Origin of the sequence: Streptomyces sp. NPDC001315, assembly GCF_042896175.1 — a bacterium.
Lineage (GTDB): Bacteria > Actinomycetota > Actinomycetes > Streptomycetales > Streptomycetaceae > Streptomyces.
Map to the genome: position 1 here is coordinate 108,010 of NZ_JBIAWZ010000009.1, position 26,944 is coordinate 134,953.

The 26,944-nt window shown below is 69.9% G+C and carries 24 protein-coding genes; 13 read left to right on the forward strand and 11 right to left on the reverse strand.

Translation table 11 applies throughout. The features are described 5' to 3' along the window. The first annotated feature begins 87 nt into the window (after nt 1–87). From ACFY16_RS24705 to ACFY16_RS24735, 7 genes are all read left to right on the forward strand, one after another. Entirely contained in the window at nt 88–1,176 is a 1,089-nt protein-coding gene (locus ACFY16_RS24705; RefSeq protein ID WP_390649346.1) for a substrate-binding domain-containing protein, read from the forward strand. Nucleotides 1,177–1,223: 47 nt separating this feature from the next. Beyond that, entirely contained in the window at nt 1,224–1,997 is a 774-nt protein-coding gene (locus ACFY16_RS24710; RefSeq protein WP_390649347.1) for an ATP-binding cassette domain-containing protein, read from the forward strand. A 5-nt stretch (nt 1,998–2,002) separates the two neighbouring features. Further along, nucleotides 2,003–3,274 (forward strand): sugar ABC transporter permease, encoded by a 1,272-nt coding sequence (locus ACFY16_RS24715; RefSeq protein WP_390649348.1) that lies wholly within the window; start codon nt 2,003–2,005, stop codon nt 3,272–3,274. A 131-nt stretch (nt 3,275–3,405) separates the two neighbouring features. After that, nucleotides 3,406–3,687: a hypothetical protein gene (locus ACFY16_RS24720; protein WP_390649349.1), complete on the forward strand. Its 282-nt coding sequence runs from the start codon at nt 3,406–3,408 to the stop codon at nt 3,685–3,687. A gap of 221 nt (nt 3,688–3,908) precedes the next feature. Beyond that, nucleotides 3,909–4,340, forward strand: coding sequence for an SRPBCC family protein (locus tag ACFY16_RS24725; RefSeq protein ID WP_351147738.1), 432 nt, complete (start codon nt 3,909–3,911; stop codon nt 4,338–4,340). A gap of 614 nt (nt 4,341–4,954) precedes the next feature. Further along, nucleotides 4,955–5,242: a hypothetical protein gene (locus ACFY16_RS24730; RefSeq protein WP_390649350.1), complete on the forward strand. Its 288-nt coding sequence runs from the start codon at nt 4,955–4,957 to the stop codon at nt 5,240–5,242. Between the two features lie 293 nt (nt 5,243–5,535). Further along, nucleotides 5,536–6,471, forward strand: a complete 936-nt coding sequence (locus ACFY16_RS24735) for an oxygenase MpaB family protein (RefSeq protein ID WP_390649351.1) — start codon at nt 5,536–5,538, stop codon at nt 6,469–6,471. Nucleotides 6,472–6,627: 156 nt separating this feature from the next. Here the strand turns inward: ACFY16_RS24735 and ACFY16_RS24740 are convergent, their stop codons facing one another. Continuing rightward, nucleotides 6,628–7,287 (reverse strand): TetR/AcrR family transcriptional regulator, encoded by a 660-nt coding sequence (locus tag ACFY16_RS24740; protein WP_390649352.1) that lies wholly within the window; start codon nt 7,285–7,287, stop codon nt 6,628–6,630. Between the two features lie 293 nt (nt 7,288–7,580). Between ACFY16_RS24740 and ACFY16_RS24745 the strand changes: the two genes are divergently transcribed. The 3 genes from ACFY16_RS24745 to ACFY16_RS24755 all read left to right on the forward strand — a co-directional run bounded on the left by ACFY16_RS24745 (nt 7,581) and on the right by ACFY16_RS24755 (nt 10,414). Beyond that, on the forward strand, nt 7,581–8,342 hold the full coding sequence (locus tag ACFY16_RS24745; RefSeq protein ID WP_390649353.1) for an SDR family oxidoreductase: 762 nt from the start codon (nt 7,581–7,583) through the stop codon (nt 8,340–8,342). Beyond that, nucleotides 8,333–9,268 (forward strand): ABC transporter permease, encoded by a 936-nt coding sequence (locus ACFY16_RS24750; RefSeq protein ID WP_390649354.1) that lies wholly within the window; start codon nt 8,333–8,335, stop codon nt 9,266–9,268. The genes ACFY16_RS24745 and ACFY16_RS24750 overlap by 10 nt, the downstream gene beginning before the upstream one ends. Nucleotides 9,269–9,616: 348 nt before the next feature. After that, nucleotides 9,617–10,414 carry a nitrilase-related carbon-nitrogen hydrolase gene (locus ACFY16_RS24755; protein WP_390649355.1) on the forward strand — a complete coding sequence of 266 codons (798 nt, stop codon included), beginning with the start codon at nt 9,617–9,619 and terminating at the stop codon, nt 10,412–10,414. 310 nt (nt 10,415–10,724) lie between these two features. Here ACFY16_RS24755 and ACFY16_RS24760 read toward each other — a convergent pair whose 3' ends face one another. From ACFY16_RS24760 to ACFY16_RS24790, 7 genes are all read right to left on the reverse strand, one after another. Continuing rightward, nucleotides 10,725–12,059 (reverse strand): MFS transporter, encoded by a 1,335-nt coding sequence (locus ACFY16_RS24760; protein WP_390649356.1) that lies wholly within the window; start codon nt 12,057–12,059, stop codon nt 10,725–10,727. Further along, nucleotides 12,059–12,724 (reverse strand): ArsR/SmtB family transcription factor, encoded by a 666-nt coding sequence (locus ACFY16_RS24765; RefSeq protein ID WP_390649357.1) that lies wholly within the window; start codon nt 12,722–12,724, stop codon nt 12,059–12,061. Before ACFY16_RS24765 ends, ACFY16_RS24760 begins: the two co-directional genes overlap by 1 nt. 232 nt (nt 12,725–12,956) lie before the next feature. After that, nucleotides 12,957–13,481 carry a gluconokinase gene (locus ACFY16_RS24770; RefSeq protein ID WP_390649358.1) on the reverse strand — a complete coding sequence of 175 codons (525 nt, stop codon included), beginning with the start codon at nt 13,479–13,481 and terminating at the stop codon, nt 12,957–12,959. 225 nt (nt 13,482–13,706) lie between these two features. Beyond that, nucleotides 13,707–15,137 carry a glucose-6-phosphate dehydrogenase gene (locus tag ACFY16_RS24775; protein ID WP_390649359.1) on the reverse strand — a complete coding sequence of 477 codons (1,431 nt, stop codon included), beginning with the start codon at nt 15,135–15,137 and terminating at the stop codon, nt 13,707–13,709. Further along, the gene (locus ACFY16_RS24780) at nt 15,134–16,963 is read right to left on the reverse strand and encodes a glycoside hydrolase family 15 protein (protein ID WP_390649360.1); all 1,830 of its coding nucleotides are present in this window, start codon (nt 16,961–16,963) and stop codon (nt 15,134–15,136) included. The genes ACFY16_RS24775 and ACFY16_RS24780 overlap by 4 nt, the downstream gene beginning before the upstream one ends. A 45-nt stretch (nt 16,964–17,008) precedes the next feature. Further along, a complete protein-coding gene (locus ACFY16_RS24785; RefSeq protein WP_390649361.1) occupies nt 17,009–18,058 on the reverse strand; it encodes an NAD(P)-dependent alcohol dehydrogenase in 1,050 nt (349 codons plus the stop codon). A 254-nt stretch (nt 18,059–18,312) separates the two neighbouring features. Continuing rightward, on the reverse strand, nt 18,313–19,122 hold the full coding sequence (locus ACFY16_RS24790) for a universal stress protein (RefSeq protein ID WP_390649362.1): 810 nt from the start codon (nt 19,120–19,122) through the stop codon (nt 18,313–18,315). Nucleotides 19,123–19,201: 79 nt separating this feature from the next. On the opposite strand from ACFY16_RS24790, the gene ACFY16_RS24795 reads away from it, so the two are divergent. Continuing rightward, nucleotides 19,202–19,786: a hypothetical protein gene (locus ACFY16_RS24795; RefSeq protein ID WP_390649363.1), complete on the forward strand. Its 585-nt coding sequence runs from the start codon at nt 19,202–19,204 to the stop codon at nt 19,784–19,786. On the opposite strand, the gene ACFY16_RS24800 is transcribed toward ACFY16_RS24795, so the two are convergent. The 3 genes from ACFY16_RS24800 to ACFY16_RS24810 all read right to left on the reverse strand — a co-directional run bounded on the left by ACFY16_RS24800 (nt 19,737) and on the right by ACFY16_RS24810 (nt 23,495). Next, nucleotides 19,737–21,050 carry a carboxypeptidase regulatory-like domain-containing protein gene (locus tag ACFY16_RS24800; RefSeq protein ID WP_390649364.1) on the reverse strand — a complete coding sequence of 438 codons (1,314 nt, stop codon included), beginning with the start codon at nt 21,048–21,050 and terminating at the stop codon, nt 19,737–19,739. The two genes, ACFY16_RS24795 and ACFY16_RS24800, sit on opposite strands and share 50 nt — an antisense overlap. Nucleotides 21,051–21,489: 439 nt before the next feature. After that, a complete protein-coding gene (locus ACFY16_RS24805; protein ID WP_390649365.1) occupies nt 21,490–22,209 on the reverse strand; it encodes a response regulator in 720 nt (239 codons plus the stop codon). Further along, on the reverse strand, nt 22,194–23,495 hold the full coding sequence (locus ACFY16_RS24810) for a sensor histidine kinase (protein ID WP_390649366.1): 1,302 nt from the start codon (nt 23,493–23,495) through the stop codon (nt 22,194–22,196). Before ACFY16_RS24810 ends, ACFY16_RS24805 begins: the two co-directional genes overlap by 16 nt. A gap of 230 nt (nt 23,496–23,725) precedes the next feature. Here ACFY16_RS24810 and ACFY16_RS24815 point away from each other — a divergent pair, with 230 nt between their 5' ends. Continuing rightward, nucleotides 23,726–24,418, forward strand: coding sequence for an ABC transporter ATP-binding protein (locus ACFY16_RS24815; RefSeq protein ID WP_390649367.1), 693 nt, complete (start codon nt 23,726–23,728; stop codon nt 24,416–24,418). Further along, nucleotides 24,415–26,802, forward strand: a complete 2,388-nt coding sequence (locus tag ACFY16_RS24820; RefSeq protein WP_390649368.1) for an FtsX-like permease family protein — start codon at nt 24,415–24,417, stop codon at nt 26,800–26,802. The genes ACFY16_RS24815 and ACFY16_RS24820 overlap by 4 nt, the downstream gene beginning before the upstream one ends. Nucleotides 26,803–26,944 lie beyond the last annotated feature (142 nt).

Below are 26,944 nucleotides of genomic sequence, written 5' to 3' on the forward strand. Positions count from 1 at the left end.
GGCGCCGACAGCTGCCCGACACTCCTGCGAAACCGTCCCGTGAAGCGCTCCTTGGCCACGAGTGGAAGGACGAGGGAGGTAGCGCACATGAAGGCCTGCATACGGGACACGGCCGCCACCGTGACCGCGGTCTGCACGGCCATCGTGCTGACGGCCTGTGGGGCGGGCGCCGGGAACGACCCCGACGGGGGGAACGCGCCGCGCATCGGTCTGCTGCTGCCGGACGCCACCACGGCTCGCTGGGAGTCGCAGGACAGACTCCGGCTCGAGCAGGAGATCAAGGAGCTGTGCGACACCTGCGCCGTCGAGCACGACAACGCCAAGGGCGAAGTGGCCATTCAGCAGCAGCAGATGAACTCGATGATCACCAAGGGGGTCGACGCCATCGTGCTCGTCGCCGTGGACGCCAGATCGCTCGGTTCCACGGTCAAGAAGGCCCACCAGGCGGACATCCCCGTCATCGCCTACGACCGTCTCGCCGAGGGCCCGATCTCGGGTTACGTCTCCTTCGACGGCGTGGAGGTCGGCCGGCTCCAGGGCAGGGCCCTGCTGAAGGCCATGGGCGACAAGGTGCCCGGCGCCCAGATCGTCATGATGAACGGGGATCCCAGCGACCCGAACGCCGTGTCGTTCAAGAAGGGCGCACTCTCCGTACTCAAGGGGCAAGTGAAGATCGGCAAAGAGTACGACACCCTCGAGTGGCGGGCCGAGATCGCGAACATGAACATGTCCGCCGCCATCTCCGCCCTCGGCGCCGACGCCATCGACGGGGTCTACGCGGCCAACGACGGCCTCGCCGCCGGGAGCATCTCCGCCCTCAAGGCGAACAAGGTCGCCCCGCTGCCCCCCGTCACCGGGCAGGACGCCGAAATCGGAGCCCTGCGGCGCATCGTCGTCGGCGACCAGTACATGACCGTTCTCAAGCCCTTCGGACCCGAGGCCGCCGCGGGCGCCGCCATGGCCGTGGCCGCGGCCCGCGGGGAGAACCTCGAACGGGTGGCCACGGGCGAGGTGCGCACACAGGGTGGGGAGGCGGTTCCGGCCGTCCTGCTCACGCCGGTGTCCGTGACCGTCGACAACATCAAGGACACCGTGGTGAAGGACGGCGTGCACACGATCCAGCAGATCTGCACGCCGCAGCTCCGGGCCGCCTGCGACCGGGCCGGGCTGACCTGACAGACCGGTTCCGTCCAGGTCCGGGCCCAGGGAAGGAGATGGGTTCCATGCCGGATCCCCCCTTGCTGTCGCTGCACGGCGTGTGCAAGCGGTTCGGCGTCGTCGAGGTCCTCAGGGACATCGAGCTGGAGGTCCACTCCGGCCAGGTCGTCGCTCTCCTGGGGGACAACGGGGCCGGCAAGTCCACCCTGGTCAAAGTGATCTCCGGGGTCGCCCCGGCGGAGAAGGGCCTCATCGAGTGGGAGGGACGCACGGTCCACATCAGGCGCCCCCATGACGCCCGGGACCTCGGCATTGCCACCGTCTACCAGGACCTCGCGCTGTGCGGGAACCTCGACGTCGTCGGGAACCTGTTCCTCGGACGGGAGCTCCGCAGGTTCGGGTTCCTCGACGAGATGGAGATGGAGCGCCGCACCCGGCATCTGCTGGAGCGCCTGACCAGGGGCCTCCCCGATCTGCGCGGCCCTGTCGCCTCGCTCTCCAGCGGTCAGCGGCAGACGGTCGCCATCGCACGCTCGCTCCTCGGCGACCCGCGGGTCCTTCTGCTGGACGAACCGACCGCGGCCCTGGGATTCGAGCAGACCACCGAGGTCCTGGACCTCGTCGACCACTTGCGGGACCGCGGCGTGGGAGTCCTGCTCATCAGCCACAACATGGGCGACGTCAAGGCTCTCGCGGACCGCGCGGCGGTGCTGCGGCTCGGTCGCAACAACGGCTTCTTCGACGTGAACACCGCGTCCCAGGAGCAGATCATCTCCTCCATCACCGGCGCCACGGAGAACGTGCCCCGCCGGCCGGCCTCCCGGGACGCGGGGTGGTGAAAGGCATGCGCAGGACGGCGGACACCACGCGGGCCGAAGGCGCGGGATCAGGCGCCGAACCCCGTCCACCACGCCGCGGGCCGGTCGTCGCCCGTGCCGCGGAGCGCGGGGTCGAGGTCTTCCGGCGCAAGCTGAGCGCCGGTGAGCTGGGCTCGCTCCCCGTCGTCCTCGTCCTCGCCGTGGTCTGGATCACCTTCCAATCCCTCAACGAGAACTTCCTCTCCCCCCGCAACCTGTCCAATCTCAGCGTGGACATCGTGGGCACCGGACTGATCGCGGTCGGCATCGTCTTCGTGCTGCTGCTCGGCGAGCTCGACCTGTCCGTCGGTTCGATCAGCGGCCTCGCGGCGGCCGTCTTCGCCGTGCTGAACGTGAAGAACGGCGTGCCGGAGTGGCTCGCCCTCATCGTCGCGGTGCTCGCGGGCACCGCGGCGGGAACCGTCCAGGGCTACTCCATCGCCAGGACCAGGGTGCCGGCGTTCGTGGTCACGCTCGCGGGGCTGCTCACCTGGAACGGCCTCATGCTCTCCATCCTCGGCAACAGCGGCACCGTCAACCTTGACGAGAACGGCCTCGTCGCCAAGCTGACCAGCTACTACTTCACCCACGACGTCGTCGCCTACGGACTGGCGGCGGTGAGCGCGGGCGCGGTCTTCCTCGTGTCCGACCAGGACCGGCGACGCCGTAGGGCCGTGGGCATGCCGCACCGCTCGCTCCACGCCATCGCGGTGCGCACGGGGTGCATCGCGGTGATCGCCTTCGGTGTCGCGTATGTGCTCAACCGGTTCCAGGGTCTGCCGCTCGCCCTACTGATCTTCCTTGTGGTGGTGGCCGGCCTCGACGTCGTGCTGCGTCGCACGCACTACGGGCGTCAGGTCTACGCCCTCGGCGGCAGTGTGGAGGCGGCCCGTCGTGCCAGCCTCAGTGTGACGTGGGTGCAGACCGCGGTACTCGCGGTCTCGGGCACCATGGCCGCGGTCGGCGGCCTGTTCCTGGCTTCGCGCATCACCTCGGTGAGCCAGAGTTCGGGTTCGGGTGTGCTGTTGGTCAATGCCATCGCGGCGGCCGTCATCGGTGGCACCAGCCTGTTCGGGGGGCGCGGTACGACCTGGTCGGCGGTGCTCGGCATGCTGGTCATCCAGTCGGTCGCCTCGGGCATGGCGATCACGGACACTCCGCCCGCGGTCCAGTTCGTGATCACGGGCGGGGTCCTCTTCGCCGCCGTGGTCATCGACGCACTCTCCCGACACTCGCAGGAGGCACATGGACGCGCTTGACGCGGTCGATCTGCGTCAGCGCGGCAAGTCCGGCCGGCCGCTTCCCGATGCGGGGCCGACGGGACCACGGTGGCCCGGGCCGCACGGTCGGCGGCCAACGGGTCGACCGCCCGGTCGCCTACCGTGGAGGCATGAGCGGGATCGTCGTCGTGTACGAGCTCGACAAGCCGGTAGCCACGGGCACCTCCCCGGGCGGTCGGCGCGGTGAGGAACGGACCGTCCGCCGGGTGCACGCGGCGCCCGCCGCCCCGGGGGCGCCCACCGAGACTGGACCGCGGACCCTCTGCGGCAAGGACACCTTCGCCATGGAGACAGCATGCTGGAAGCCGTCCGGGCACCCTGGGGCGCCATGGTGCCCCGCGGAGCACGCATCCGTGGTCTGCCCCGACTGTGATGCTGTGATGGAGGCCTGACCGACGAGCCGACCTCCCCGACGTCATTGCCTCGCGGGAGCCCTGCGCCGTACCGCCAGGCGTGGCATCCGCCTCAGGAGCGGGTGGCCGGAGAGGGGGCATGGTCGGCCCGGCCGGTCACATGATGGTCAGCTCGTCTCGCCTTCCGGACGACCTGACGATGCCGGGCGCACACTGGAAACGGAAGGCCAAGCGCCATGAGCCGAATCTGGAGGTGGGCCATGAGCACCCTCGAAGAACAGGTCGAGGTCGGAGTTCCGATCGACAAGGCCTGGGACAGCCTCCACCGGTTGGAGAGCTATCCGGAGTTCGTGGAAGGAGTCCGCGGCGCCCGTACGGAGGCGGGAGGTCGAGCGCATCTCGACGTCGAGGCCGGCGGCCGGGCGCGGGAGTTCGACGCCGAGGTCTCCGACCGCGGGCGGGAACGCGTGATGGAGTGGCACACCACGGCCGCCCCCGAGTTGGCGGGTTCCTTCTCGCTGCAGCCGATCGACAAGAACCGCACCCGGGTCCAGGCACGACTCGAGTACGACCCCGACACGATCAGGGAGACCTTCGGCGGGCCGAAGGGATTCGCCCAGGCGAACGCGATCGAGCGGCACGTCCGCAGCGATCTGGAGCATTTCAAGGAGTACGTGGAACGAGGGCGGTGAGCGGTAGAAGGGCAACGAGAACAGGAGAGGACGCGCATCGCGCGGCCGGCTGGATCGGCGGTACGGCCTGTTCAATGAGCGGGGCTCCTGCCGACAGCCGCCCGCGCTGCCGTCAAGCATCCTGAATGCTGCGATCCGGCGAGGCGGGAAACCCGATGTCCCAGCAGGGCGGCGGCCGGAGCGTAGTCGAGCCGGCTGCCGCCCGGAGCCCAGGTGGGGGCGCCGCCCCAGGGGAGTGGACGGCGCCCCGGTGGGCTGGGGCGGACGCGTCCGTTTGCAGGTATGGGGCCAGGCGGGTCCGATCAGGCCGTGGTCCTGGCGGTAGACAGCGCCGAACACTGCGGGCCGGGCGGCCCGGAGACGGTTGATCAGCGGGGTCGCGACCTCCATCTCGATCAGATTGGCGCCGCGACGCAGCAGACTCGGAGCCGTGGCCACGGGCGCGGCTCTGCGTTACGAGAGACGGCGCGCCCTACCTGCGGGCGACGGTGCTGCAGTGGGCCGGAGCATGGACAGTTCGCTCTGACCCGCTGTCTACTTCCTGGTGGATATCGCCCCGGACCACGGAATATACCGCTTGTAGCATCCAGATGAGCGAGGAGAGGAGGCGCAGCGTGGCTGACGGAAGAAGCGCCGCAGTCGAGGCCCTCCGGGCGGGGGGCGGCCGAGGAAGCGAGTCCGTCGGGCCGATCGTCGCCACGGTCACGGCCGGTGACGCCCGGCTGCGGGCCGCCCTGTGCAGCGCGATGCTGATGGGGATCGCCAGTCAGCGCCATCTGCTGCACATGCCGGACCTCGCCGCCGCGGATGTCGAGGACATCGTGCGCCTCGCGGCCCCCGTGTTCCGCGGCCTGATCGCACCCGATCAGCCCTCCGAGCGACCGGCGTTCGCCGCGGCCTGATCGCTGCGCTTCTCCCGGTCCGTCGCCATGATTCATCGCCATGAGAGGTGCACGGCCGCGTGGTCGTACTCAACCGAACGCCCCGATCGGCCGGCTGTCCTGCCCTGTGCAGGGTGGCTGTCGATCGGGGCGTTTTCGCATGCGCTCGCAGCGGCTGGCCCGCATCGCCACCGTCTCGGCCGGCGAACGGACGGACGTCGCACCGGTCGGATTCGAGGACGATGGGACGTCCTTCCACGTCGGCGGCACTGACCCGGTGAAGACCCGTCGTCGAAGGATTCAGGGAGGTACTGATGGGATTGCGGGACCGTATCGCGGAGGAGCTCAAGGCGACCGTGCACGGCGGAGAGCTCAAACTGGAGCGTTACGCGGGGCCGCCCGGTGATCCCGGGCTGCTCGGGATCGCCCCGGACAGCCCCGTCTGGCGGGTGCACGGTCATCCGACCGGGATGCTCACCGGCGGGTTCGCGGCACTCATGCTGCAGTCCCTGCACCCGCTGGCGATGGCCGGGGTCGACCAGCACTCGGACTTCCGAACCGACCCCGCCGGCCGCCTCATCCGTACCGCGCGGTTCATCACCACCACGACCTTCGGATCGCAGCAGGCGGCGCGGGAGGTGATCGACCTGGTACGGCGGATCCACACCCATGTGCACGGGACCGCACCGGACGGCCGGCCGTACCGCGCGGACGACCCCGAGTTGCTGACGTGGGTGCACACCGCCGAGGTGTACAGCTTCCTGACGGGTTACCAGGTCTACGCGCAGCGCCGCCTCCGGCTCACCCCGGACGAATGCGACACCTACTACGCGCAGGTCGCCCCCGTCGCCGAGGCGCTGGGCGCGGTGCGGGTACCGCGCGGCACACGCGAGGTCACCCGCTATCTGGCCCGCATGCGCCCCGAACTCCACGTCACCCCGGCCGCGTTGGAAGCCCTGCGGTTCCTCCGCGGCTTCGGCCGCACCGGGCGGGAACGGCTGGTCGCGCGCCTGCTGATGAACGCCGCGGTGGGGCTGCTCCCGGACTGGGCCCGGGCAGAACTCGGCATCCATCGTCCGGCCCTGGTGCGTTCCGGCTGGGACCGGCCGGCGGCCACCGTGGTCGGCCGCGGCCTTGAGTGGGCCCGCGGCCCGTCCGAGATCCACGCTGCCGCGCGGGCCCGTCTGGCCGCGGCGACACCAGGAGTACACGACGCGTCGCCCATGCCGGGCCGCCCGCCATCCGGCTGACGGCCCTCGGGCTGTCACGTTCTTGGAGAGGACCCAACGTGTCGAACGATCCGTAAGCCGTCGTCAACCGGCTGATCGAGGACGCCATCAACGCCGCCCACCGTCCCGACCTCGGCCACGAGGTGCTGCACCCGAACCCTCCAGTTCCAGCGCTCCCTAGGAACGGTTCGGCTGAAGGTGGACGCTGAGCTCTTCGAGTGTCGGGGACGGGGGGAGTCGCCGGGCGCCGGTGGGGCGCAGTCCGTCCACAAAGATGTGCACGTGTCGGGTGGCGAGGGCGGCGGCCTGTTCTTCGGGGAGGTAGGGCAGCGGGCGGCAGGCCAGGGCGGCGGTGGTGATCAGGTCCATGTGTGTGGCATCCGGCCGAATGGCCCCCCCGGCGCGCGCGTGAGCCAGCAGCTCCTCCAGGAGGGGAGCGATCCGGCTCTTGAGCTCGACCGCTTCGCGAGCGGTGGGTACCGGGCCGCCGATCAGGGGGAGCACAAGCGTGTCCCGTTCCTCGACCAGGCGCAGCAGGAACCTCTCGATGGCGGCCAGGGGGTCCTGTGGGGCGACGTCCAGCGCGTCGTGAGCGGCCTCGATCACCAAGGTGAATCCATCGAGCACGACCTGCTGGACGAGGGCGTTCCGGTCGGGAAAACGCCGGTACAGCGTGGCGATGTTGACTCCGGCCCGGCGGGCGATCTCGTCCAGGGGCGCGGCGGTGCCCAGTTCTCGAAAGGCGGTGCGGGCGGCGGCGAGGATCTGTGCCCGGTTGCGGGCCGCGTCCGCCCGCAGCCGCGGCCTGCCGCCCTCGCCGGCACTGCGGGAAGTCACCGTGAGCCCGTCCTTTCTCGATCGTGTCGGCCGGCCCTGATCCCTGCCGGTCAACGCCTTGAGGTTACGTCACCGCCGACCACCTAAACGCATAAGTGAAGGATTTCCTGCGATTAGATGCTACGGTGGGCGAGCCGCCGGAGGCATGCAGCGCGAGGACACTCGGATGTGCCCGATGTCCGGCCGGCCTTCCGTTCGGGCGCCGCAGCCGTCGCCCGCAGCGATTTCCCCCCACGTACCCCGAGAGAAGAGAAGTGGTGTCATCCGCACAGAGGGCACGTTTTGAAGGCAGGGTGGCGGTCGTCACCGGCGGCAGCCGTGGGATCGGCGTGGCCGTCGTGAGGCGGCCGGCCGGTGAAGGCGCGGCGGTGGCGATCGGCTACCGGGGAAACAAGGAGGCGGCGGACGCGCTCGTCGCCGAACCCGTCGCCGCCGGTGGCCGGGCGATCGCCCTTCAGTCCGACGCCGCGGTCCCCGAGCGGACCGGGGAGCTGATCGAGCGGGCGGTGTCCGAGTTCGGCCGGCTGGACGTGCTCGTGTCGGACCTGGCCGCCCGGCATGGGGCGAGCTACCCGCAGCCCGAACTGGTCGGCAAGCAGGAGCTGTCCGAGTGGCTCGGCACCGCGGTCGCGCTGCGGCTACTCGCGCAGCCCTCGGAGATCGCCGCCGGCTACGCCTTCCTCGCCTCCGACGACGCGGCCTACATGACCGGCCGCACCCTGCAGTCCGACGGCGGCATGTTCCAGCGGACGGTACGACCACCAAGGGGCGGCACCTCCGCCCCTTGCCCCGTCCGGCACGCTGCCTCGTCGGGAGCACATCACCCAAGGGGGCCGCGGCCCCGCGACATCGGAGAGTTCCTCACCTCATGCACCACGCCACGACGTTCCCCCCCGACGCCCCATCCGGGTTCACCCCGCAGTGGACGAGTGCGGACGCCGCAGCCGATCACGGGCGACACGCCAGGCATGCGCTGGTCGACTCCGAGCCCGGCCTTCCCGCGCCGGTGCTCGCGGCGGCCGCCGGCGCCCGCAAGGCGATACTCGTGCCGGTGATCACCGCCCTGGCCATCGGAACCGTGTTCGTCGCCGTGTACCTCGCGGCCTTCCACGCACCGTCGGCGCGACACCAGCCCGTGGGCATCGCCGCATCCGACAAGGTGGCCGCCCGCACGGAACTCGCGCTCAACAACGCGGCACCCGACGGGTACACCTTCTACCGCTACCCGGACGCCGAGGCCGCCCGCCAGGCCGTCACCCACGACGAGGTCCCGGCCGCCCTGGTCACCGACAGTCAAGGCACGCGTGTCCTGGTGGCCGGCGCGCAGGGGCCGTCCACGGTCTCCAGCCTCGCCACGGCGATGACGGCGGCGGTCGGGAAGCCGGTCCCCGTCAAGGACGTGCTGCCCCTGGCGGCGGGGGACTCCCGCGGACTCTCGGTGTTCTACGCCGCCTTCGGCGTGGTGCTCGCCGGCTTCCTCTTCGCGGTGTCCTCCTACCAGATCGCTCCGCGCCTGCGACTGGCCGTCCGCATCGCCTCGATGCTGGCCTTCTCCGTCGCCTCCGGCGTGGCGGTGGCCCTGATCGCGCACACCGCCTTCAGCGCGCTGCCTGGCTCGCTCGCCATGATCACTCTCGTGGTGGGCCTGCTGGCGTGGGCGTCCGCCGCCGCGGCCGGGCTGCTGCTCCGCCTGTTCGGGCCGCTCGGCATGCCGGTCGCCTCCGTGGTGCTGCTGATCCTCGGCAACGCCACCTCCGGTGGCATCCTGCCGGCCACCTTCCTGCCCGCATGGCTCTCGCCGCTCGCCTCGGTCATGCCACCGGCTGCCGCCGTACGCGGTCTGCGGGGGGCCGCGTACTTCCACGACGTGCATCTCGCCGGCGCCGTATTCACCCTGGCCGCCTGGGGCCTGGGCTGCCTCACCGTCCAGTACGTGCTGGACCGCGTCGCCACCCGCCGTGCGCAGACCGGGTTTGCGTAAAACCGAACGGCTGTCCAGACCGTCACCGAGATGCGACGGGTCGGACAGCCGTTGCCGTTTCAGTGGGCGACCGGGACGGCGGTGGAGAGCTGCACGACCTCCGCGCCGGTCCGGTGACCGGTGTTGCGCACCAGGCAGCTGATCTCGACCTCACCGTCGGTCGGGATCCGCGTTCGTCCCGCTGGACGGCACGCTCGCGGTCATGGCGACGCCGGACGCCGTACGCGAGAGCATCGGCGTCCGCGCGATCAGGGCGGGGTTGTGTTCCTTCGAATTTCCTTTCCTCGCTTTCGGGACAACTGTTGTTCTGTGAAGAAACAAGCGAGGACACGGAGAAAGGTCAAGGCCATGCGTGCGTCGCTCATTCAGCTTTGCGTGGAGGCGTCCGAGACTGCGGAAGAACGCAGAAGGCGCGCCGCCGCCCTCGTCCTCGAACGGGCCGGCGACGACCTGGTGATGCTCCCGGAAATGTGGACGGTCGGAGCCTGGGCCTACGAGGCGTGGGCCGACGGCGCGGAAGGACTGGACGGTCCGACGGCCGAGGCCATGTCCGCCGCGGCGCGCAGGGCCGGCGTATGGCTTCACGCCGGATCGATCGTCGAACGCGACAGTGACGGGACCCTCTACAACACTGCGTTCGTCTTCGACCGCGACGGCGCGTTGCGCGGCCGCTACCGGAAGATCCACCGATATGGCTTCGACACCGGGGAGGCGATTGTTCTCGGGGCTGGACACGAGATCGTCACCGTTCCCACGGATTTCGGAACGCTCGGCCTGGCCATCTGCTACGACTTGCGGTTTCCGGAACTCTTCCGGTCTCTGATCGACGCAGGGGCGGACATCGTGGCCGTGCCGGCGGCGTGGCCGGCGGAGCGACTGGAGCACTTGCGGCTCTTCGCCCGTACCAGGGCGGTGGAGGAGCAGGTCTTCCTCCTGGCGTGCGTGGCGGCGGGCGAGCACGGCGGAGTGCGTCAGGCCGGACACAGCATGATCGTCGACCCTTGGGGCGACGTGCTCGCCGGAGCGGACGACGGCGAGCAGACCCTGACGGGAGAGTTCGACATGAGGGACGTCGAGGCATACCGCACCCGTCTGCCGGTGCTCCGGGACCGCGTCCTGGCCGTCGCCGCACCAGGGACGTGCTGAGAGGCGGCTAACGGGCCGGGTGCGGGACCGCGTCCGGAGAGATTTCGCCGAGTCCCGACCAGGGCATGGTGCGCTTCCTCGGCGACTGCAACGTGCGCGCCTCCGCCGGCCGGCACCCCCCGGGGGGCACTTTCACCGGGGCTGCCGACCGGATCGACGGAAACCTCGGCGCGCTCGTGCGTCGGATGGCCGGGAAAGGCCGCATGGCCGGCCGCTCTGCGCGCCCGGCCATCCGACGCACGAGGGTCGAAGGTATTCGATCCGGCGTTCGGAGCCGTGAGAATCCCCCTCACTTCACGAGGGGGAGAAGTCAAGCCGTGAGATTCGCGCCGGTCGACTGACCGTTTTCCTCAGGTTGCCGCTCCTGGTGGCCTCGCCCACCCGGGCGGTCCATCTCCCGCCATTCGGGCCTGAGCGCAGTCAGGTTCGTGGTGAGGAAGTACGCGGCCCCGCCGGCGAGCAGCACCGGCATGAGTCCGAGGGAGGCCACCGACACCCCGGCGATCAGCCCACCGAGCGGGATGCCGGCCCAGGCCAGCGAGTCACCGAGCGCGCCGACCCGGCCCAGCATGCGGCGCGGCACCCGCTCGAAGAGGACGGCCCCGAGCACCGGGTTGAGGAAGCCCGCACCGAATCCACTGACCGCGAACACGGCCAGCACCGCCCCCAGCGGCGCATCGAAGGCGAGGATCAGGAATTTCGGCGCCCCGGCCAACAGGAATCCGGTGAAGAAGACCACCCGGCGCCGCAGCCGGTGCGCGGTCACCGCGGCGACCAAGCTCCCACCGACCGCCGCGGCTCCCATCACGCTGCCCGTCAGGCCGATCGCAGTGGGCCCGTTTTCGGACTCTCTGGCCCAGACGGGCATGAGCACCGTGGTGAACCCCGCGTCCAGCAGGTTGGTGATTCCGACCATGACGATGACGGTGAGCAGCAACAGCTCGCCCCGCAGGAAGGTGAAACCCTCGCCGAATCGTCGCCAGTAACCCGGTTCCGCGGCCCCGGCCGGCGAGGAGTCTTCCTCGACGGCATGCCCCATACCCCGAGGCAGTGCCAGTCCGATGATCACCGATCCGAGAGCAAAGCAGCCCGCGTTCACGACAAGCCCTGTCAGGGGGCCCAGCAGCGTCACCAGGGAACCGCCGGCCGCCGGGCCGATGGTGGATGCGAGCCGCTCGGTCACGCCGGTCAGACCGGTGGCCCGCTCCAGCGGCACCCCGCTGCGCTCGGCCGCCTCCGGGACCATGACCTCCTTGGCGAGGTCGCCGGGGCCGCGGGCCGCGCCGATCAGCGCGACCAGGGCCAGCAGGAGCGGAAAGGTCAGCAGGTCCAAGGTGTGCAGCAGGGGAACCGTGGCGGCGGCGGTGGCGCTGGCCAGATCGGTGGTCCAGGAAACGGCCCGTGGGCCGATCCGGTCCACGAGTGGCCCGGTGAACGCCTTGACCACCACGTAGGGAGTCATCTCGCAGAAGGCGACCAGTCCGGTCTGAGTGGCGCTGCCGGTCGTGACCAGCACGAACCAAGGCAGGGCAACGGCCGAGACACGGGTGCCGGTGAGCGACACGGCCATGGCCGCCAGCACCCCGCCCAGCGGCCGTAAGGACCGCCTGCTGGATATGTCGTCGGCGCCTGGGGAGTCCGCCATCACGACGTCTCCGTCCCTGTCGCCTTCTGAGGGCTGGACGCGCCCGCTGACGGGGCGGGCGCATCCGGTTCAGGCAGAATCTGCGTGATGACGCCGACCCGTTCGGCTCCCTCGGGGGCCCGCGCCGCCGCCTCGGGGCCATCCGGCCGGTAGCGGGCGATGACTTCCCTCAATTCCTGGTACAGGGTGGCGGTTTCCTCGGGCGTGAGCCGCAGGGCCCAGTCGCTCATGTCGAAGTTGTCCCGCCATGCGCGGGGCATCGTCTGAAGCTCGTTGAGCGTCTGCTGAGTGCGAAGCGTGTAGGCGGCGGCGACGGACTGCAGGTAGGCCAGCGCGGCCTCGGGTTCCCGGTCGGCCAGATTCGGGTCGTTGAACCACGTCCTTCGGTGCACCGAACGCCACCAGCGCTCTCGCGCGTTGCCGCGTTCCGTGTCCTCCTCGACGAAGCCGGCCGCGCCGAGCTGACGCAGGTGGTAGCTGGCCGTGCCGGAATTCACGCCCAGTCGCTCCGCGAGACGGGTAGCCGTCGAAGGGCCGTACTTCCGCAGCAGCCCGACCAACTGCACGCGCACCGGATGTGCCAGGGCGCGCAACCCCTTGGCATCAAGAACAACCGCGTCCGCTTCGACTTGCGGGCCAATCGGCCTCGCTCCTGTGTCCGTCATGTCGCGCACTCTAGACCGCAAACAGCTCTTCGCAAAGACTTCTTCGCAAAGAACTGTTTGGCGTTTTGGGGCTCCCCGAGCTCGACGTGCGGTCAGACTGCCCACGTGTAACTGAGCGTCAGCGGCGTCGTCATCGTGCGATTGGCCCGGCGGTGTGCCGTCGGCCGCAGCCGTGTGTCCAACCGGCCCCGACGCAGCGGGGCAGGGGTACTGCGGCAGAATCTCGGCCCTTCTACTGACACGGCAGCAGGCGTGTGGCCAGGTCGACGACGATGTCGGGAGCCGGCGTCACGTCGAGCTCGGCTCCTCGCTCGCCCGGTTCGAGGGGTTCGAGGGCGGCGATCTGCGAGTCGAGGAGTGATCTCGCCATGAAGTGGCCGGTGCGCCGGCCCAGCCGCTCTACCAGTAGCTCGTGACTGGCTGTCAGGTGCAAAAAGAAGACGCCCGGGCAGGCCTCTCGCAGGATGTCCCGATAGCGTCGCTTCAGTGCGGAGCAGGCGACCACGCCACCGGTTTCGGTGGTGTCGCGCTCGTGCAGCCAGTGGCCTACGGCCTCCAGCCAGGGCTGACGGTCGGCGTCGTCCAGCGGGACACCGGCCGACATCTTGGCGATGTTGGCCGGAGGGTGGAAGTCGTCCGCCTCGGCGAAGGGAATGTCCAGCCGCTTCGCCAGCAGCCGGGCCACCGTGGTCTTGCCCGACCCGGAGACCCCGCTGACCACGATGCACCAGGAGCGAGGGTGGATGCTGGGCGACATCACGGTGCTTTCCTTCGATGATGGCGTGGCGGCGGTTGTATTGCCGTTCAGGGCGATGGGGTCGAGGACCGGACCTGCCCGTGGGGGAGACGACCGGACCTGCCGACGGGGGGAGAGGCCCCGGGACTCGCCGCTACGAGTGGTCGGGCACGGCTGTTGGCCGAGTCGGGCGGCCGTATCGGCTTGAAGCGGCCGGTGCGCCGGTGCCGGCGCCCAGGCCGGCCGTCACACACCGCCCGGTGGGACCACCCCTTCGTGGAGCAGGTCCTCCCGCAGTCGGCCGGCTGCGTACGGCTGACGTGGCGGTGGCCCGTCCGAGCCGGCCGGGTACTCCTCCAGCGGAACGAGGTCCCTCTCCCAGGCGGCGAGTACAGGTGCGAGAACCCGCCACGCTTCCTCGGCCTCGTCGCCGCGGATGGACAAGGCGGGATCCCCGGTGAGGACATCCAGCAGGAGCCGTCCGTAGGCCGGCAGGTCGGGTGGTTCCATCTGCGCGGTCAGGGACAGGGGAGCAAGGGCCTGGGCCGTGGAACCGATGGCCGTCAGGTCCAGGATCAGCCCCTCTGGCTCCAGTTTGAAGCGAAGCACGTTGGGCTGGGCTTCTCCGGTGTGGCCGAAGGGCAGGTGAGGGACGGAGCGGAAGCGCACCGCGACCTCCTTGCGGTCCGCCTTGAGTGCTTTGCCGCTGCGGAGCCGGAATGTCGTCCCGGCCCAGCGCCAGCTGTCCAGTTCCAGTTCCACCTCGGCGAAGGTTTCCGTACGGCGCTGCGGGCTCACGCCTTCCTCGTCGACATAGGCGGGGATGTCATGGTCACCGATCCGGCCGGGCAGGTAACGTGCGCGGCGGGTGCACTGCACGGCGTCGTGCTCCGTGAGGAGCCGCACGGACCGCAGGACGTCGACCTTCCGGTCGCGCAGGTCACGCTCGCCGAGGGTGATGGGCGGTTCCATGGCCACCAGGCAGAGCAACTGCAGTAGGTGGTTCTGCACCATGTCCTTGAGCGCCCCGACGGTGTCGTAGTAGCCGGCCCTGCCTTCCAGCGCGAGAGTCTCGTCCCAGACGATCTCCACCTCGGCGATGTGAGTGCTGTTCCAGATGGGCTCCAGTACACGGTTGGCGAGTCGACTGCCCAGCACGTTCTGGACGGTCGTCATGGCCAGGAAGTGGTCGACCCGGAACACGGCCTGCTCGGGGACGAGGTCGGCCAGCAGCCGGTTCAACTCCTGTGCGCCGGCCAGGTCTTCACCAAAGGGCTTCTCCAGCACGATCCGGCTGCCCGCGGGCAGCTCCGCCTGGTGCAGAGCGGTGACCACGGCGGGGAAGAGCGCCGGGGGGAGGGCGAGGTAGACGGCGACGGGACCCTCACCGGCGATGACCGAGGCAACGTCAGCGGGGTCCGTGACATCGGCTCGTCGATAGCGGGCAGCGTCCACGATCGCTGCCTTGGCGTCGGCGGGACAGTGCCCACCATGGCGGTCGATCTGCGCGGTCACCCATTCCCGGTACCGTGTGTCGTCCCACTCTTCCCGGCTCGCGCCGGTCAACTGGAAGTGGTCGCCGAGGGCTCCTGCCTCACTCAGCGCGACCAGGGCAGGCAGTAGGTAGCGTGCGCTGAGGTCGCCCGTCGCGCCGAAGATCACGAGCCGGTTGATCATGCGTTGATGCCTGCTTTCGCTCGAGCGAGGTTCACACCACTGGCGGTGATCCCGATATGGCTGAATGCCTGAGGGAAGTTGCCCATGAACTCGCCGGTGGACGGGTCGATCTGTTCCGACAACAGCCCGAGCGGGCTCGCGCGCGCACACAACGAGGCGTACAGTTCCTCGGCCTCGTCGATCCGGCCCTGGGCGGTCAGGTTGTCGACCAGCCAGAAGCTGCACAGCACGAAGGCGCCCTCGTCACCGGCCAGGCCGTCAGGTGACTCCTCGTGCAGATAGCGGTAGAGCAGACCACCACCGGCCGACAGGCGTTCGGCGACCGCCGTTGCGGTGGCCACCATCCGTGGGTGATCGGCCGGGACAACCTGGCGCAGCGGAAGCGCGAGCAGGCTGGCATCGACAGCACCGCCGCCGTCGAGATGAGCGCTCAGGGTCTGCGCCTCCTCGTCCCAGGACCTTTCGAGGATGAGTCGGCGAAGCTCGCTCGCCAAGGCTCGCCACTTGTCGACCTTTCCGGGCAGTCCGAGCCTCTCGCCGATCGTCGCAGCCCGGTCCAGGGCCACCTGGCACATCCCGGCCGAGTACGTGAACACCCGGCCTTCGCTGCGCACCTCCCAGATCCCCTGGTCCGACCGTCGCCACGCCTGTCCTGCGGCGTCGGCCAGTGTGGCGAGGTTGGCCCACAGAGCCGGCTGGATGTCCCCGCCCAAGCGAAGCCACTGGTCGGCGCAGTCCAGGATCTCGCCGTAGACGTCGTGCTGACGCTGGTCGGCGGCTCCGTTGCCCCAGCGCACCGGAGCGGAGCGCTGATAGCCCTCCAACTCGGTGTCCTCCACCTCGTCGGGCACCGGGCTGCCGTCGAGGGCGTACATGATCCGGGGCTGCCGACTGGACTCGAAGGCGTCGAGAACCCATCCGAGGAAGGCGTCGGCCTCGCCCCCGAAGCCGATGCGGCGCAGCGCGAACACGGCGAAGGCCGCGTCCCGGATCCAGGCATAGCGGTAATCCCAGTTGCGGATTCCGCCGATCGGTGCGGGCAGGGAGGAGGTGGGTGCCGCGACGAGCGAGCCGTTGGCCCAGTCGTCGCACAGTTTCAGTGTGATCGCCGCGCGACGGACCAGCGGCTCCTCAGGGCCGTGGTACTGGAAATGTCCCATCCAGCGGCGCCATGCGTCGGCGGTGTTCCGCAGCATCGCGTCGGTGTCGAACCGGTGATGGCGGTGGAAGCGGCCCCAGGACAGCACGAGATCGAGGCGTTCACCCTGGCGCAGGTCATGGGTGCTGTGCAGACCGGTCAAGGGACGGTTGGAGCGCAGATGGAGCCGCAGGTCCGGCCGCGGAGACGGTCGAACCTCCAGTCCACTGAACATCGCCTGCGCCTGCCCGCCGCCCCGGGGCTCCAGGTCCATCCGCAGGCGTACGGTCCCGTCCAGGACCACAGCCATACGGACGAGCTCGGCTCGGTCGGCAGGGGCGTCATCAGTAAGGTCGGCCCCAGAGCGCAGGACCAGCGCATCGGTGACGCGGACCAGGCCTGTGGCGCTGCGCATCTCGGTTGTCAGCACCCCGGTGTCAGGTTCGTAGCGCTGCCGCGCCTCGACGAGTTCTTCCGGAGCCAGGGTGAAATGCCCGCCACGTGCGCGGTCCAGCAAGCCGCAGAACAGCGGGTCGGCATCGAATCGGGGAAGGCACATCCACGGAATGGAACCGTCGAGGCCGACCAGCGCAGTCGTCGCGCCGTCCCCGATGAGGCCGAGATCCTCCAGCGGTAGATAGCCTTCCCGCCTGCGCACCGGCCGGAAGGGAGGGTCGGGGTCGTGCATCCGTGTCTCTTTCCGCAGCGCCGAGTTGGCCACCGACCCATCCGGCTAGAAGGTGATCATTACTTTCACGACATTGTCGAGCTTCTTGTCGGAGACCTCGAAGGCCCGGTCCATGTCGTTGAAGTGAAACTCGTGGGTCGTCAAGTGCGAGGGATCGACAAGCTGTGCTTCCAGCACCCGCAGCAGTCGCTCCATGCGCAGCCTGCCTCCGGGGCACAGTCCCGTCGCGATCGTCTTGTCGGCCATTCCAACACCCCACTCGACCCGGGGGATGCGCACAAATTCTCCATCTCCGAAATAGCCGACGTTGGCGACCGTACCCCCGGGCTTCGTGATTTTGACCGCGGTCTGGAACGTACCGTCCGCGCCAAGCGCCTCGATGGCGGTGTCGACTCCCTCGCCCCGCGTCAGCTCAAGGATCCGCTCCACGACATCTTCCCTGGTGAAGTCGACGATCTCGCCCGCTCCGTATGTGCGCGCGAGTTTCTGTCGATCGGGAACGGACTCGACTCCGATAACCAGGCCGGCACCGCGGAGCCTGGCACCCGCAGTCGCCATCAGACCCACGGGGCCCTGGGCAAGGACAGCCACGGTTCCACCGATCGGGATGTTCCCTTTCTCCGCCCCCATGAAGCCGGTCGACAGCATGTCGGCGCAGTAGACCGCGGTTTCGTCACTGATGGTGTCGGGGATTTTCGCGAGATTGGCGTCGGCCTCGTTCACGTGGAAATACTCGGCGAAGACGCCGTCCTTGGAGTTCGCGAACTTAAAGCCTCCGAGGGGCCCTCCAGACTGCGACGGATACCCGTTCTGAGAGGCCGGGTCACCCCAATCGGGGGTGATGGCGCCGACCAGCACACGGTCGCCGGGCCGGAAGTCCTTCACCTCGCTGCCCACGGCATGCACGATCCCCACCGCTTCGTGGCCCAGCGTCAGATTTTCCCGCGGACCGATGCCACCTTGAACGGTGTGGGAGTCGGAGGTACAGATCAGGGCCCGGGTGGTCTGTACGACAGCATCGCCCGGACCTGGTTGAGGCACGGGCTTCTCCATGAAACCCACGCGCCCGATCTCCTTCATCACGAATGCCTTCACCTGTTTGTCCCTCTTCCTGACAGGCCGTCGCCGCGGCATCGGAGTGTCAACTCGAATCGGCCCGGGCATCCGGCGGCCCGTATCGGCCGCTCCCTCTGTCACTGTGCCAAGGGCGGAGCCTGCTCGCGACCTGAGCGGGCCGATGGTGAGCCACTCCGGGCAAGTGGACCGGCCCGCGCGCACGGCATCCAAGGCTCTCTTCGTCTGACAGCAAGAAGCTCATGCACCGGGCGGCTCTCACCGCGTGGGTCTGGTCATGCCTTGCCGCGGACGACTGTGACGGGGCAGTGCGCGTGGTGCAGCAGAGCCTGGCTCACGGAACCCAGGAGCAGTCCGGCAAAACCGCCGCGCCCCCGGGCTCCCACGACCAGGAGCTGGGCAGTCTTGCTCGCCTCGATCAATACCTCGCGGGTCTCACCGCCCACCACGTCGAGTCTGACCGTAACGTCCGGATACCTCTCCGTGCGGCCGGCAACTGCCTGAGCCAGCAGACGCTCAGCGCTCTCAGGGCTGATACCGGGCGGCGCATAGTCCGGCAGCCACGTGTGCACGGCCACGATCTCAGCCCCACGCAGCGCCGCCTCGGCGAAGGCGAAATCGACGGCCTTCTCGCTGACGGGGGAGCCGTCGACACCCAGCACGATCGGCCCGGCGCCGGCCGGTTCCTCGCGAACCACCATCACCGGACACTGGCCGTGGGCGGCCAGGGACACCGCCGTCGAACCCAGCAGCATGCCGATGAAGCCTCCCACACCCCTGGAGCCGACGATCACCAGATCCGCGGCCCGCGACTCGGCCTCCAGCACAGCCACCGCGTCGCCGGTCACCACGGCCTCGGCGACCTCCACCTCAGGCGCCACGCTCCGGGCATGCTCCGCAGCCTCGTGCACCAGGCGATTGATCGGCGACGGGTCCAGCGGCGTATACATGGGCCTGACAGGCCAGCTGAAGGCGTGCACCACACGCAGCTCCGCACGGCGCCGCCGGGCCTCCGAAGCGGCCTCTTCCACCGCGGCAAGACTCGATGACGAGCCATCCACTCCTACGACGACCAGGTTGCCCACCGCGCCTCCACTACTCGCTTCAGCTTCCAAGCTTCACCCCGGCGCTGCGTTGCTGCCATCTGGCCAGGCAGCCGGCGGCATGCAATGCGCCTGCCGCACACGGGCAGGCCGCCCTCGGCACCATGGCTTCGTGGTCCGCAGGTCGTGGACAAGACCGCGGGCGCGGGCGCGGTCTCCCAGGTCGACACCTGCGGACCAAGGCGTCCACCGAGCCGATCGAACTGGCGGTGCGGGCGCGCCGCCGGGGACGGCCGACATCGAACAGGACCGCATCCGCGACTGGTCGGGAGCACCCGGGCCGGAGGCGGTCTTCCGCGCCTGCTCAAGGGAGCCCCGCCGCCTGGACGGAGACATGGCGAGGGCCCGCCCGGTCATCGTGCCGTTGCGCCGGGAAGGGTTCGGACTTGTGGGCGTCGAGGCCGTCATCCGGGGCGTCCCGCTGCCGATGAGCGCGAACAGCGGCCCGGCCGTGCTGCTGCCAGAGGCCCTCGAGGGTGAGACCGCCCCGTTGATTGTTCAGTCACGCGGGACGACGAAGTCGATGCGGACACCGCAGCCACCGGCGTCGAGCAGTGTCTCGACGACCGCGAGGCAGCGCTCGCCAGGATGGCGTTCTATGTGTCCGACGTCCGGAGCGGCGCCCCGTGGCGGTCGTGCAGGGTGAAGTCGGCGCGGATGACGCTGCCGGACCGCAGAAGCCTTCGATGGATCATGGGATTCCGGCCCGAGGACGACACGACGATGCTCAGATACGCCTCGGGAAGCCCGGCTACGGCGTACTCCCCGTTCGTGTTCGTCGTGGTGGACGCCAACTGATGACCCTTGGCGTCCATGACCGTCACTATGGCGTGGCCTATGGGTTGCTGCTCGGCATCGCTGACGGTACCGACCAGCGCCGGCACCGGCTCGCCGAAGTGGTGAGCATGGACGGGCAGAGCGGTGGGTGTGAGGGTCTCCAGGGAAGGATCGTCGACCGGCGGTTCGGCGACGTCCTCCTGCTCGCCTGCCGTATCCGGTCCGACGAAGGCACGGCGGTGCCGCCACGCATCGAGCCCCAGCAGTGCGGCGCCGGCTGCGATCCACGCACACAGCACGAGGACGGGTTTGAGGACTCCTGCGCCGTCGAAGTACAGCGCTCCACGCAGGGCGTCGACGGCGTTGGCGAGGGGCATGACCGCGTGCACGTACTGGAAGAACGTGGGCAGCAGCGGGGCGGGTGCCACACCGCCGCTGGTGGGGATGCTCAGTACGATGAACAAGCCCATACCCACCGCGGGGAAGAACTGCTTGGTGAAAGGCGCCAGGCCGGAGGCGAACGTGGCCACCGCCGTGGTGAGCAGGAAGGCGATTGCCATGGACGAGGGATTGTCGGGGAGGTATCCGAGCCCTGTGCCGACGAGGTAGCCGACGACACTGAACAGGGCTGCGACGCCCATGATCGTCAGCAGCTTCCGCGGCCGGGTGAAGGTCACCGCGCGCAGCAGGGTCGTCGCCAGGATGTAGCCCGGAATGCTCCAGGCGATCCCGAAGTAGACCAGGGTCGTGCCCATCAGGTCCATGCTGACGGTGGGCGCCACGTCCCGTACGGCCAACTGCCTGCCGGGTTCGGCCGCGACTGAGGTGAAAGCCTTGGTCAACGCCTGCTCGAGGGACATGCCGTTGGCCTTCGCCACATACAGGACGGGTTCGCGGCCGCCCGTGAATCCCGCCACGGCGTCCCGGTCCAGTACCGCCCGCCGAGCCTCCTGGGCGTCCGCCACGGCGGTGACGTCGAAGCCGCCCGGATACTGCCGCTGCAGAGCGGCGTCGACCTGGCGTTCGAGGGCGGGGCCGGCGACCACCACCTTCGCGTGGTGCGGCTGTGGTGCGTGGAGCGCCGGGGCGAAGCAGAAAAGAAAGCCCAGGAAGAGGGTTGCCGGAAACCACAAGGCCTCAGCAAGGGTCCTTGCCGCAGCGGTTCTCTGTGAGCGCTCGATGCGGTCGACACCGATCTGATGGCCGTCCGTCACTGTTCCTCGCACCCGGCCCCTTCTCCGGTTGTGTGGCCGACGTCATCGCGGGCCGACGCTTCTGTATTTATGTAATATACATGTATACGGTCATGTACCTGGCGGGCCGTGATCAACTCGGCGTCCTGTCGGCGGTCGGGCCTGGGGACCCGAAAACAGCTCGCAGCGCCGGGAGCGGGGCGGCTGCCGGCGCCCACCGAAGCGGCCGCGGGCGAAGGTCGTACGGTGCTCGCGACGGCCTCTGTTCGTCCGCGTTACCGCCCGGCGTAGTTGACGACGATCTTGTCCATCGGCCCGCGCGGACGTGCAGGACAGCCCCGGAGCTCAGGTGTGATGGTGGTGGTGCTGGGCCGGCGTCTCATGTGGGTGGGGCCGTGTGATCGGGGCTCGCTGTGGCTCCGGGTGTGACGAGTCCGCTTTCGTAGGCGAGTACGACTGCTTGGACGCGGTCGCGGAGGTGCAGTTTCGACAGGATTCGTCCGATGTGTGTCTTGACGGTGGTCGGGCTGAGGAAGAGCCGGTCCGCGAGTTCGGCGTTGGTCAGGCCCGTCGCGAGCAGACGCAGCACTTCGAGTTCGCGTGGGGTCAGAGCGGACAGGTCGGGGTGCGGGGCGGTCGGCGTGTTCTCCTCGCGGTGGGCGAAGCGTTCGATCAGGCGGCGGGTGATCGTGGGTGCCAGCAGGGCGTCGCCGGACTGCACCAGGTGTACGGCGGCCACCAGATGCTCGGGGGTGACGTCCTTGAGCAGGAAGCCGCTGGCGCCGGCGGTGAGTGCGGAGTAGACGTAGTGGTCGAGGTCGTAGGTGGTGAGGATGAGGACGCGGATGCCGCCCGCGTTGTCGTCGGCGAGGATGCGCCGTGTGGCTTCGATGCCGTCCATCCGGGGCATGCGGATGTCCATGAGGACGACGTCCGGCCGGGTGCGCTGGACCATGGTGACCGCTTCGGCGCCGTCGGCTGCCTCGCCCGTCACCTCGATGCCGTCCGCGGCCAGGATCATTGCGAAGCCGGTTCGTACCAGGGCCTGGTCGTCGGCGATGACGGCGCGCAGCGCCGGCCGGTTCACGTGCTCCGCCACGGAATGTCGGCTGTGATCCGGTAACCCCCGGCGAGGGTCGGACCGGCTGTCAGCACACCGCCGTACACCGTCAGCCGTTCGCGCAGCCCGATCAGGCCGCGGCCGTTGCCGTCCGCCGTGGGAACGTCGCGGACGGTTCCGGTGTCCGTGACCTCGATCTCCAGCCGGTCCCCGGCGCAGCGGATCGTGACGGAAGCATCGGCTCCGGGTGCGTGTTTGATCGTGTTGGTGAGGGCCTCCTGTACGACGCGGTACGCGGCGAGGTCCACGCCCGGAGGCAGCGGGTCCGGGGGCAGCGACACCGAGGTGCCCACCGGTGTTCCGGCGGCGCGTACCCGCTCGATCAGAGCGTCGAGTTGTCCCAGGCCCGGCTGCGGCTCCAGGGCGTCGGCGGGGGAGTCCGGCCGGCCGGTGTCCGGGGCGGCCAGCAGGCCCATCACATGCCGTAGTTCGGCCATCGCGGCCCGGCCGCCGGCTTCGACCGCCAGCAGCGCCTGTTTCGACCGCTCGGGTGCCGCGTCCATGACCTTGCGTGCCGCACCTGCCTGGATGACCATCACGCTGACATTGTGGGTCACGACGTCGTGCAACTCGGCAGCGATGCGGGCCCGTTCTTCCTTTACGGCCCGGCGCGTCGCCTCTTCCTGCGCCTGTTCCAGGCGGGTGAACCGGTCCCGGCTGGCCGCCAGCCGCCGCTGCCAGAAGCGGACGACGCTGGCCAGCGTCCCGGCGACGAGCAGCACGACCGCGGGACTCGACCATCCCGGCAGCATGGGGTCCGTCTTCCGGAACGCGAAGCCGGCGAGTACGGCGGCGACGACCAGCCCGACCGTCGCCCCCGCCCGGTGGCGGCTGTACATGACGGCGCTGTAGGCGCCGATCACGCACGTCAGCACGTTGATCCAGGAGGCGTCGTCGCCGATCGCCAGCGCCGCGCCGAGCACCACCCCGAACACGGCCAGCGGATACCGGCGCCGGGCCGCCAGCGGCAGCGCCGACAGCACGACCAGAGGCCAGGGTGGAGCGGAGACCTCGTCGTCCACAACCCTTGCACCGGGTGCGGGGGGCCGGGGCACGATCGGCACCCGGTACTCGGTCTTCGTGCCGACGTGGACCGGCCCGTCGCCCGGGTAACGGGCCGCCACGACCAGCGCGACGACCGTCAGCAGGATCGCCAGCACCACGTCGGCCCACACCGCCCGTCCCGACAGGGGGGTGCCTTTCGCCTCCGGCCGCACCCCGTGGCGCAGCTGCCGACGCCATCCGCGCCGGTTCTCCGTGTCCATCCGCTCATTGTGCGGCCCCCCGTCCGGCCGTACGTCCGTCTGCACGGCCAACGGCCCGTCCTGCAGGCGTACTTCGCAGGGATGACTCCGCTGACCGGATCCTCCGCGGGGAGGGCGGATGTCGGTGCCGCGGCCGACGCGCCCGGACCGCACCCGTCCGTAGGTTCGCCGAGCCGGCACAGGCATGACCACCCTCACGACTCTCACGACGCCAAGGACGGCCACCTGCCATGACTCAAGTGATCGAACTGAAAGGCCTGGCGAAGCGCTACGACAGCGCCGGCATGCCCGCACTCGGACCGCTCGACCTCGATGTCGCCCAGGGCGAGGCCCTCGCCGTGACCGGCCCCTCCGGCAGCGGCAAGTCCACGCTGCTGAACCTCGTCGCCGGCCTCGACAAGCCGACCGAAGGCACTGTGACCGTCGCAGGGCAGCGGATCGACCGGCTCAACGAGCACGCGCTGGCCCGGTTCCGCCGTGAACGGATCGGCATGGTCTTCCAGTTCTTCAACCTCCTCGACGACCTCACCGTCGCCGACAACATCCAACTCCCCGCCCAGCTGACCGGGACCGCGCGGCGCAAGGCAGCGGCGCGGGCGGAAGAGCTGATGGAGGTGCTGGGCATCCACAAGCACGCCCGCGCCTATCCGGGCCGGCTCTCCGGGGGCGAACGCCAACGCGTCGCGGTCGCCAGGGCGTTGGTCAACCGGCCCGCACTGCTGCTCGCCGACGAACCGACCGGCGCGCTCGACAGCGCGTCGGGCCAGGACGTACGGGAGCTGCTGGTCGATCTGCACCGCGGCGGGCAGACCATCGTGCTCGTCACCCACGACCTGGCGCTGGCCGAGGCATGCGCGAGCCGCACCATCCACCTCGTCGACGGCCACGTCGACCTCGACACCCACGCGCAGGTCGTCCGATGAAGGGCTTCGGCACGGGCGGCGCGCTTCGCCGCGTCGTACGCTCCGGGGTGGGCCGGCGCCGGATGCAGACGGTGGTGATCGCCGTGGCGACGATGATGGCCGTGGCGGCGACCGTGGTCGCAGGTTCCCTCATGGTCGCCGCGAACGCCCCCTTCGACCACGCCTTCGCCGAGCAGAACGGGGCACACCTCACCGCCGAGTTCGACCCCACCGAGGCGGGCACCCAGCAGATCGACGCCACCGCACGTCTGGCAGGCGTGACCGCGAGCGCGGGGCCGTACCCCGCCACGACCTTCCGCTGGACGGACCCGGAAGGCCGGAAGAGTCCGGCGGTCACCCTGGTCGGGCGCCCCGGCCCGCACGCCGACGTGGACGACCTGGACCTGACGTCCGGCCGATGGGCGGCGAAGGCGGGCGAGATCGTGCTGAGCGCCTCCTTCCGGGGACCCGCCTTCAAACTCGGCTCCACCCTGAAGACCTCCGACGCCGCGGACAGCACGACCCTCAAGGTCGTCGGCTTCGCCACCTCGGCCAGCAGCACCGCCGATGCCTGGGCGACGCCCGAGCAAGTGCGTGCACTGGCGTCGAAGGACAGCCCGGTCAGGAGCCAGATGCTCTACCGCTTCGACGCGGCGGACACGCAGGGGCAGGTCACCGCCGACCGCAAGAAACTCGCCGCCGCCGTACCCTCCGGTGCGCTCCTGGGCACCCAGTCCTATCTGGACACCAAGCGTGCGGCCGACAAGGGCGCGGCCCCGACGATCCCGTTTCTGATCGCTTTCGGTGTCCTCGGCATCGTCATGTCGGTGATCATCGTCGGCAGCGTCATCAGCGGCGCGGTCGGCACCAGCCTGCGCAGGATCGGCATCCTCAAGGCCATCGGCTTCACACCACGCGAAGTCGTGCGTGCCTACGTCGCCCAGGCGCTCATCCCGGCAGCCGCCGGCATCGCACTCGGGGTCCTCCTCGGAAACCTGCTGGCCGTGCCGCTCCTCGACGACACCGAGCAGGCGTACGGCACCGCCTCCCTGTCGGTCGCCTGGTGGGTGGACGTCGTGGTCCCCGCCGGCGCGCTGCTCGTCGTGGGCATCGCGGCACTGGTCCCATCGCTGCGGGCCGGCAGGCTGCGTACGGTCGAGGCCATCGCCGTCGGCCGGGCACCGCGCACCGGACGCGGCCAGTGGGCACACCGCGCTGCCGGACGGCTGCCCCTGCCCCGGGCGGTGACCTACGGCCTCGCCAGCCCCTTCACCCACCCCGTCCGCACGCTCGCGATGTTGCTCGCGGTGGCCTTCGGCACGATCGCGGCCACCTTCGCGGCGGGGCTCACGGCCTCCCTGAACGCGGTCGGCGAGGCGCAGGACCCCGAAAGCCGGGCCGCGGTCAGCGTCTACACCGGCGGCCCGGCCGTCCCCAACGGCGGACCTCGCCCCGCGCAGGGCACACCGGAGCCGGAGCCGGAGCCCGTTCAGGCCGACGCGGCAAAGGTGAGCGCCGTCGTCAAAGCGCAGAAGGGCACCGCTTCGTACTACGGCCTGACTCAGGAAGAAGCCACTGTGGCCGGGGTCTCCGGCACCGTCCAGGCAAGCCTCTACGAGGGCGACTCGCGCGCCGGCAGCTACGCGATGATCTCCGGCCACTGGATCACCGGCCCGGGCCAGGTCGTCGTACCCTCCCGCTTCCTGGAAACCACCAGCACCGAGCTCGGCGGCACCGTGCGGGTGACCATCGGGAAGGAGACCGCCACCCTGCGCATCGTCGGCGAGGTCTTCGACACCTCGGACGGCGCACTGGAAGTCCACGCAGACCTCGCCGACTTCCCAGCGGCAGACCCCAAACTCTTCCTGGTCGAGGTGAAACCGGGCGTCTCCCCGGCCGAGTACGCCAGAGAACTCGCCGCGCTGGTCCGGCCCCTCGGCGGCGACGCCGAGGCCAACTCCCCTTCCCAACAGGACAATCTCATCCTCGTTCTCGACGGGATGGCCGTACTCCTCACCTTCATGCTCGTCTCCGTGGCCGGTCTCGGCGTGCTCAACTCCGTCGTCCTCGACACCCGGGAGCGCGTTCACGACGTGGGCGTGTGCAAGGCGCTCGGCATGTCGCCGCGGCAGACGGTGAGTCTCGTACTCGCCTCGGTGGCCGGCATCGGCGTGCTCGGCGGCCTCGTCGGCGTCCCCGCCGGGTACGCGCTGCACGGATTCGTGCTCCCGGTGATGGGACACGCCGCAGGCACCGATCTGCCGAAGTCCGTCCTCGACGTGTACGAGCCCCTGCAGCTGGTCCTGCTGGGTCTGGCCGGGATCCTCATCGCCCTGCTGGGCGCGCTGCTCCCGGCGGGCTGGGCGGCCAAGGCCCGCACGGCCACGGCCCTGCGCACGGAGTAGGGGCCAGGGCGACGGACTCGGCGGACGCGACGGCCTCAGGCTGACGACGATTTCGCGAGGCGGGCCGAGGGTGTCGTGGAGGCACTCGTGGTCCCGTCCCGCGCTCGACCCGGACACGGCGCAAGCACTGGCGCCGCCGCGG

Coding starts and splice junctions, on each gene's coding strand:
- ACFY16_RS24705 (WP_390649346.1), top strand. CDS start 88: ATGAAGGCCTGCATACGGGACACGGCCGCCACCGTGACCGCGGTCTGC.
- ACFY16_RS24710 (WP_390649347.1), top strand. CDS start 1,224: ATGCCGGATCCCCCCTTGCTGTCGCTGCACGGCGTGTGCAAGCGGTTC.
- ACFY16_RS24715 (WP_390649348.1), top strand. CDS start 2,003: ATGCGCAGGACGGCGGACACCACGCGGGCCGAAGGCGCGGGATCAGGC.
- ACFY16_RS24720 (WP_390649349.1), top strand. CDS start 3,406: ATGAGCGGGATCGTCGTCGTGTACGAGCTCGACAAGCCGGTAGCCACG.
- ACFY16_RS24725 (WP_351147738.1), top strand. CDS start 3,909: ATGAGCACCCTCGAAGAACAGGTCGAGGTCGGAGTTCCGATCGACAAG.
- ACFY16_RS24735 (WP_390649351.1), top strand. CDS start 5,536: ATGGGATTGCGGGACCGTATCGCGGAGGAGCTCAAGGCGACCGTGCAC.
- ACFY16_RS24755 (WP_390649355.1), top strand. CDS start 9,617: ATGCGTGCGTCGCTCATTCAGCTTTGCGTGGAGGCGTCCGAGACTGCG.
- ACFY16_RS24760 (WP_390649356.1), bottom strand. CDS start 12,059: ATGGCGGACTCCCCAGGCGCCGACGACATATCCAGCAGGCGGTCCTTA.
- ACFY16_RS24765 (WP_390649357.1), bottom strand. CDS start 12,724: ATGACGGACACAGGAGCGAGGCCGATTGGCCCGCAAGTCGAAGCGGAC.
- ACFY16_RS24770 (WP_390649358.1), bottom strand. CDS start 13,481: ATGTCGCCCAGCATCCACCCTCGCTCCTGGTGCATCGTGGTCAGCGGG.
- ACFY16_RS24775 (WP_390649359.1), bottom strand. CDS start 15,137: ATGATCAACCGGCTCGTGATCTTCGGCGCGACGGGCGACCTCAGCGCA.
- ACFY16_RS24780 (WP_390649360.1), bottom strand. CDS start 16,963: ATGCACGACCCCGACCCTCCCTTCCGGCCGGTGCGCAGGCGGGAAGGC.
- ACFY16_RS24795 (WP_390649363.1), top strand. CDS start 19,202: ATGCAATGCGCCTGCCGCACACGGGCAGGCCGCCCTCGGCACCATGGC.
- ACFY16_RS24810 (WP_390649366.1), bottom strand. CDS start 23,495: ATGGACACGGAGAACCGGCGCGGATGGCGTCGGCAGCTGCGCCACGGG.
- ACFY16_RS24815 (WP_390649367.1), top strand. CDS start 23,726: ATGACTCAAGTGATCGAACTGAAAGGCCTGGCGAAGCGCTACGACAGC.
- ACFY16_RS24820 (WP_390649368.1), top strand. CDS start 24,415: ATGAAGGGCTTCGGCACGGGCGGCGCGCTTCGCCGCGTCGTACGCTCC.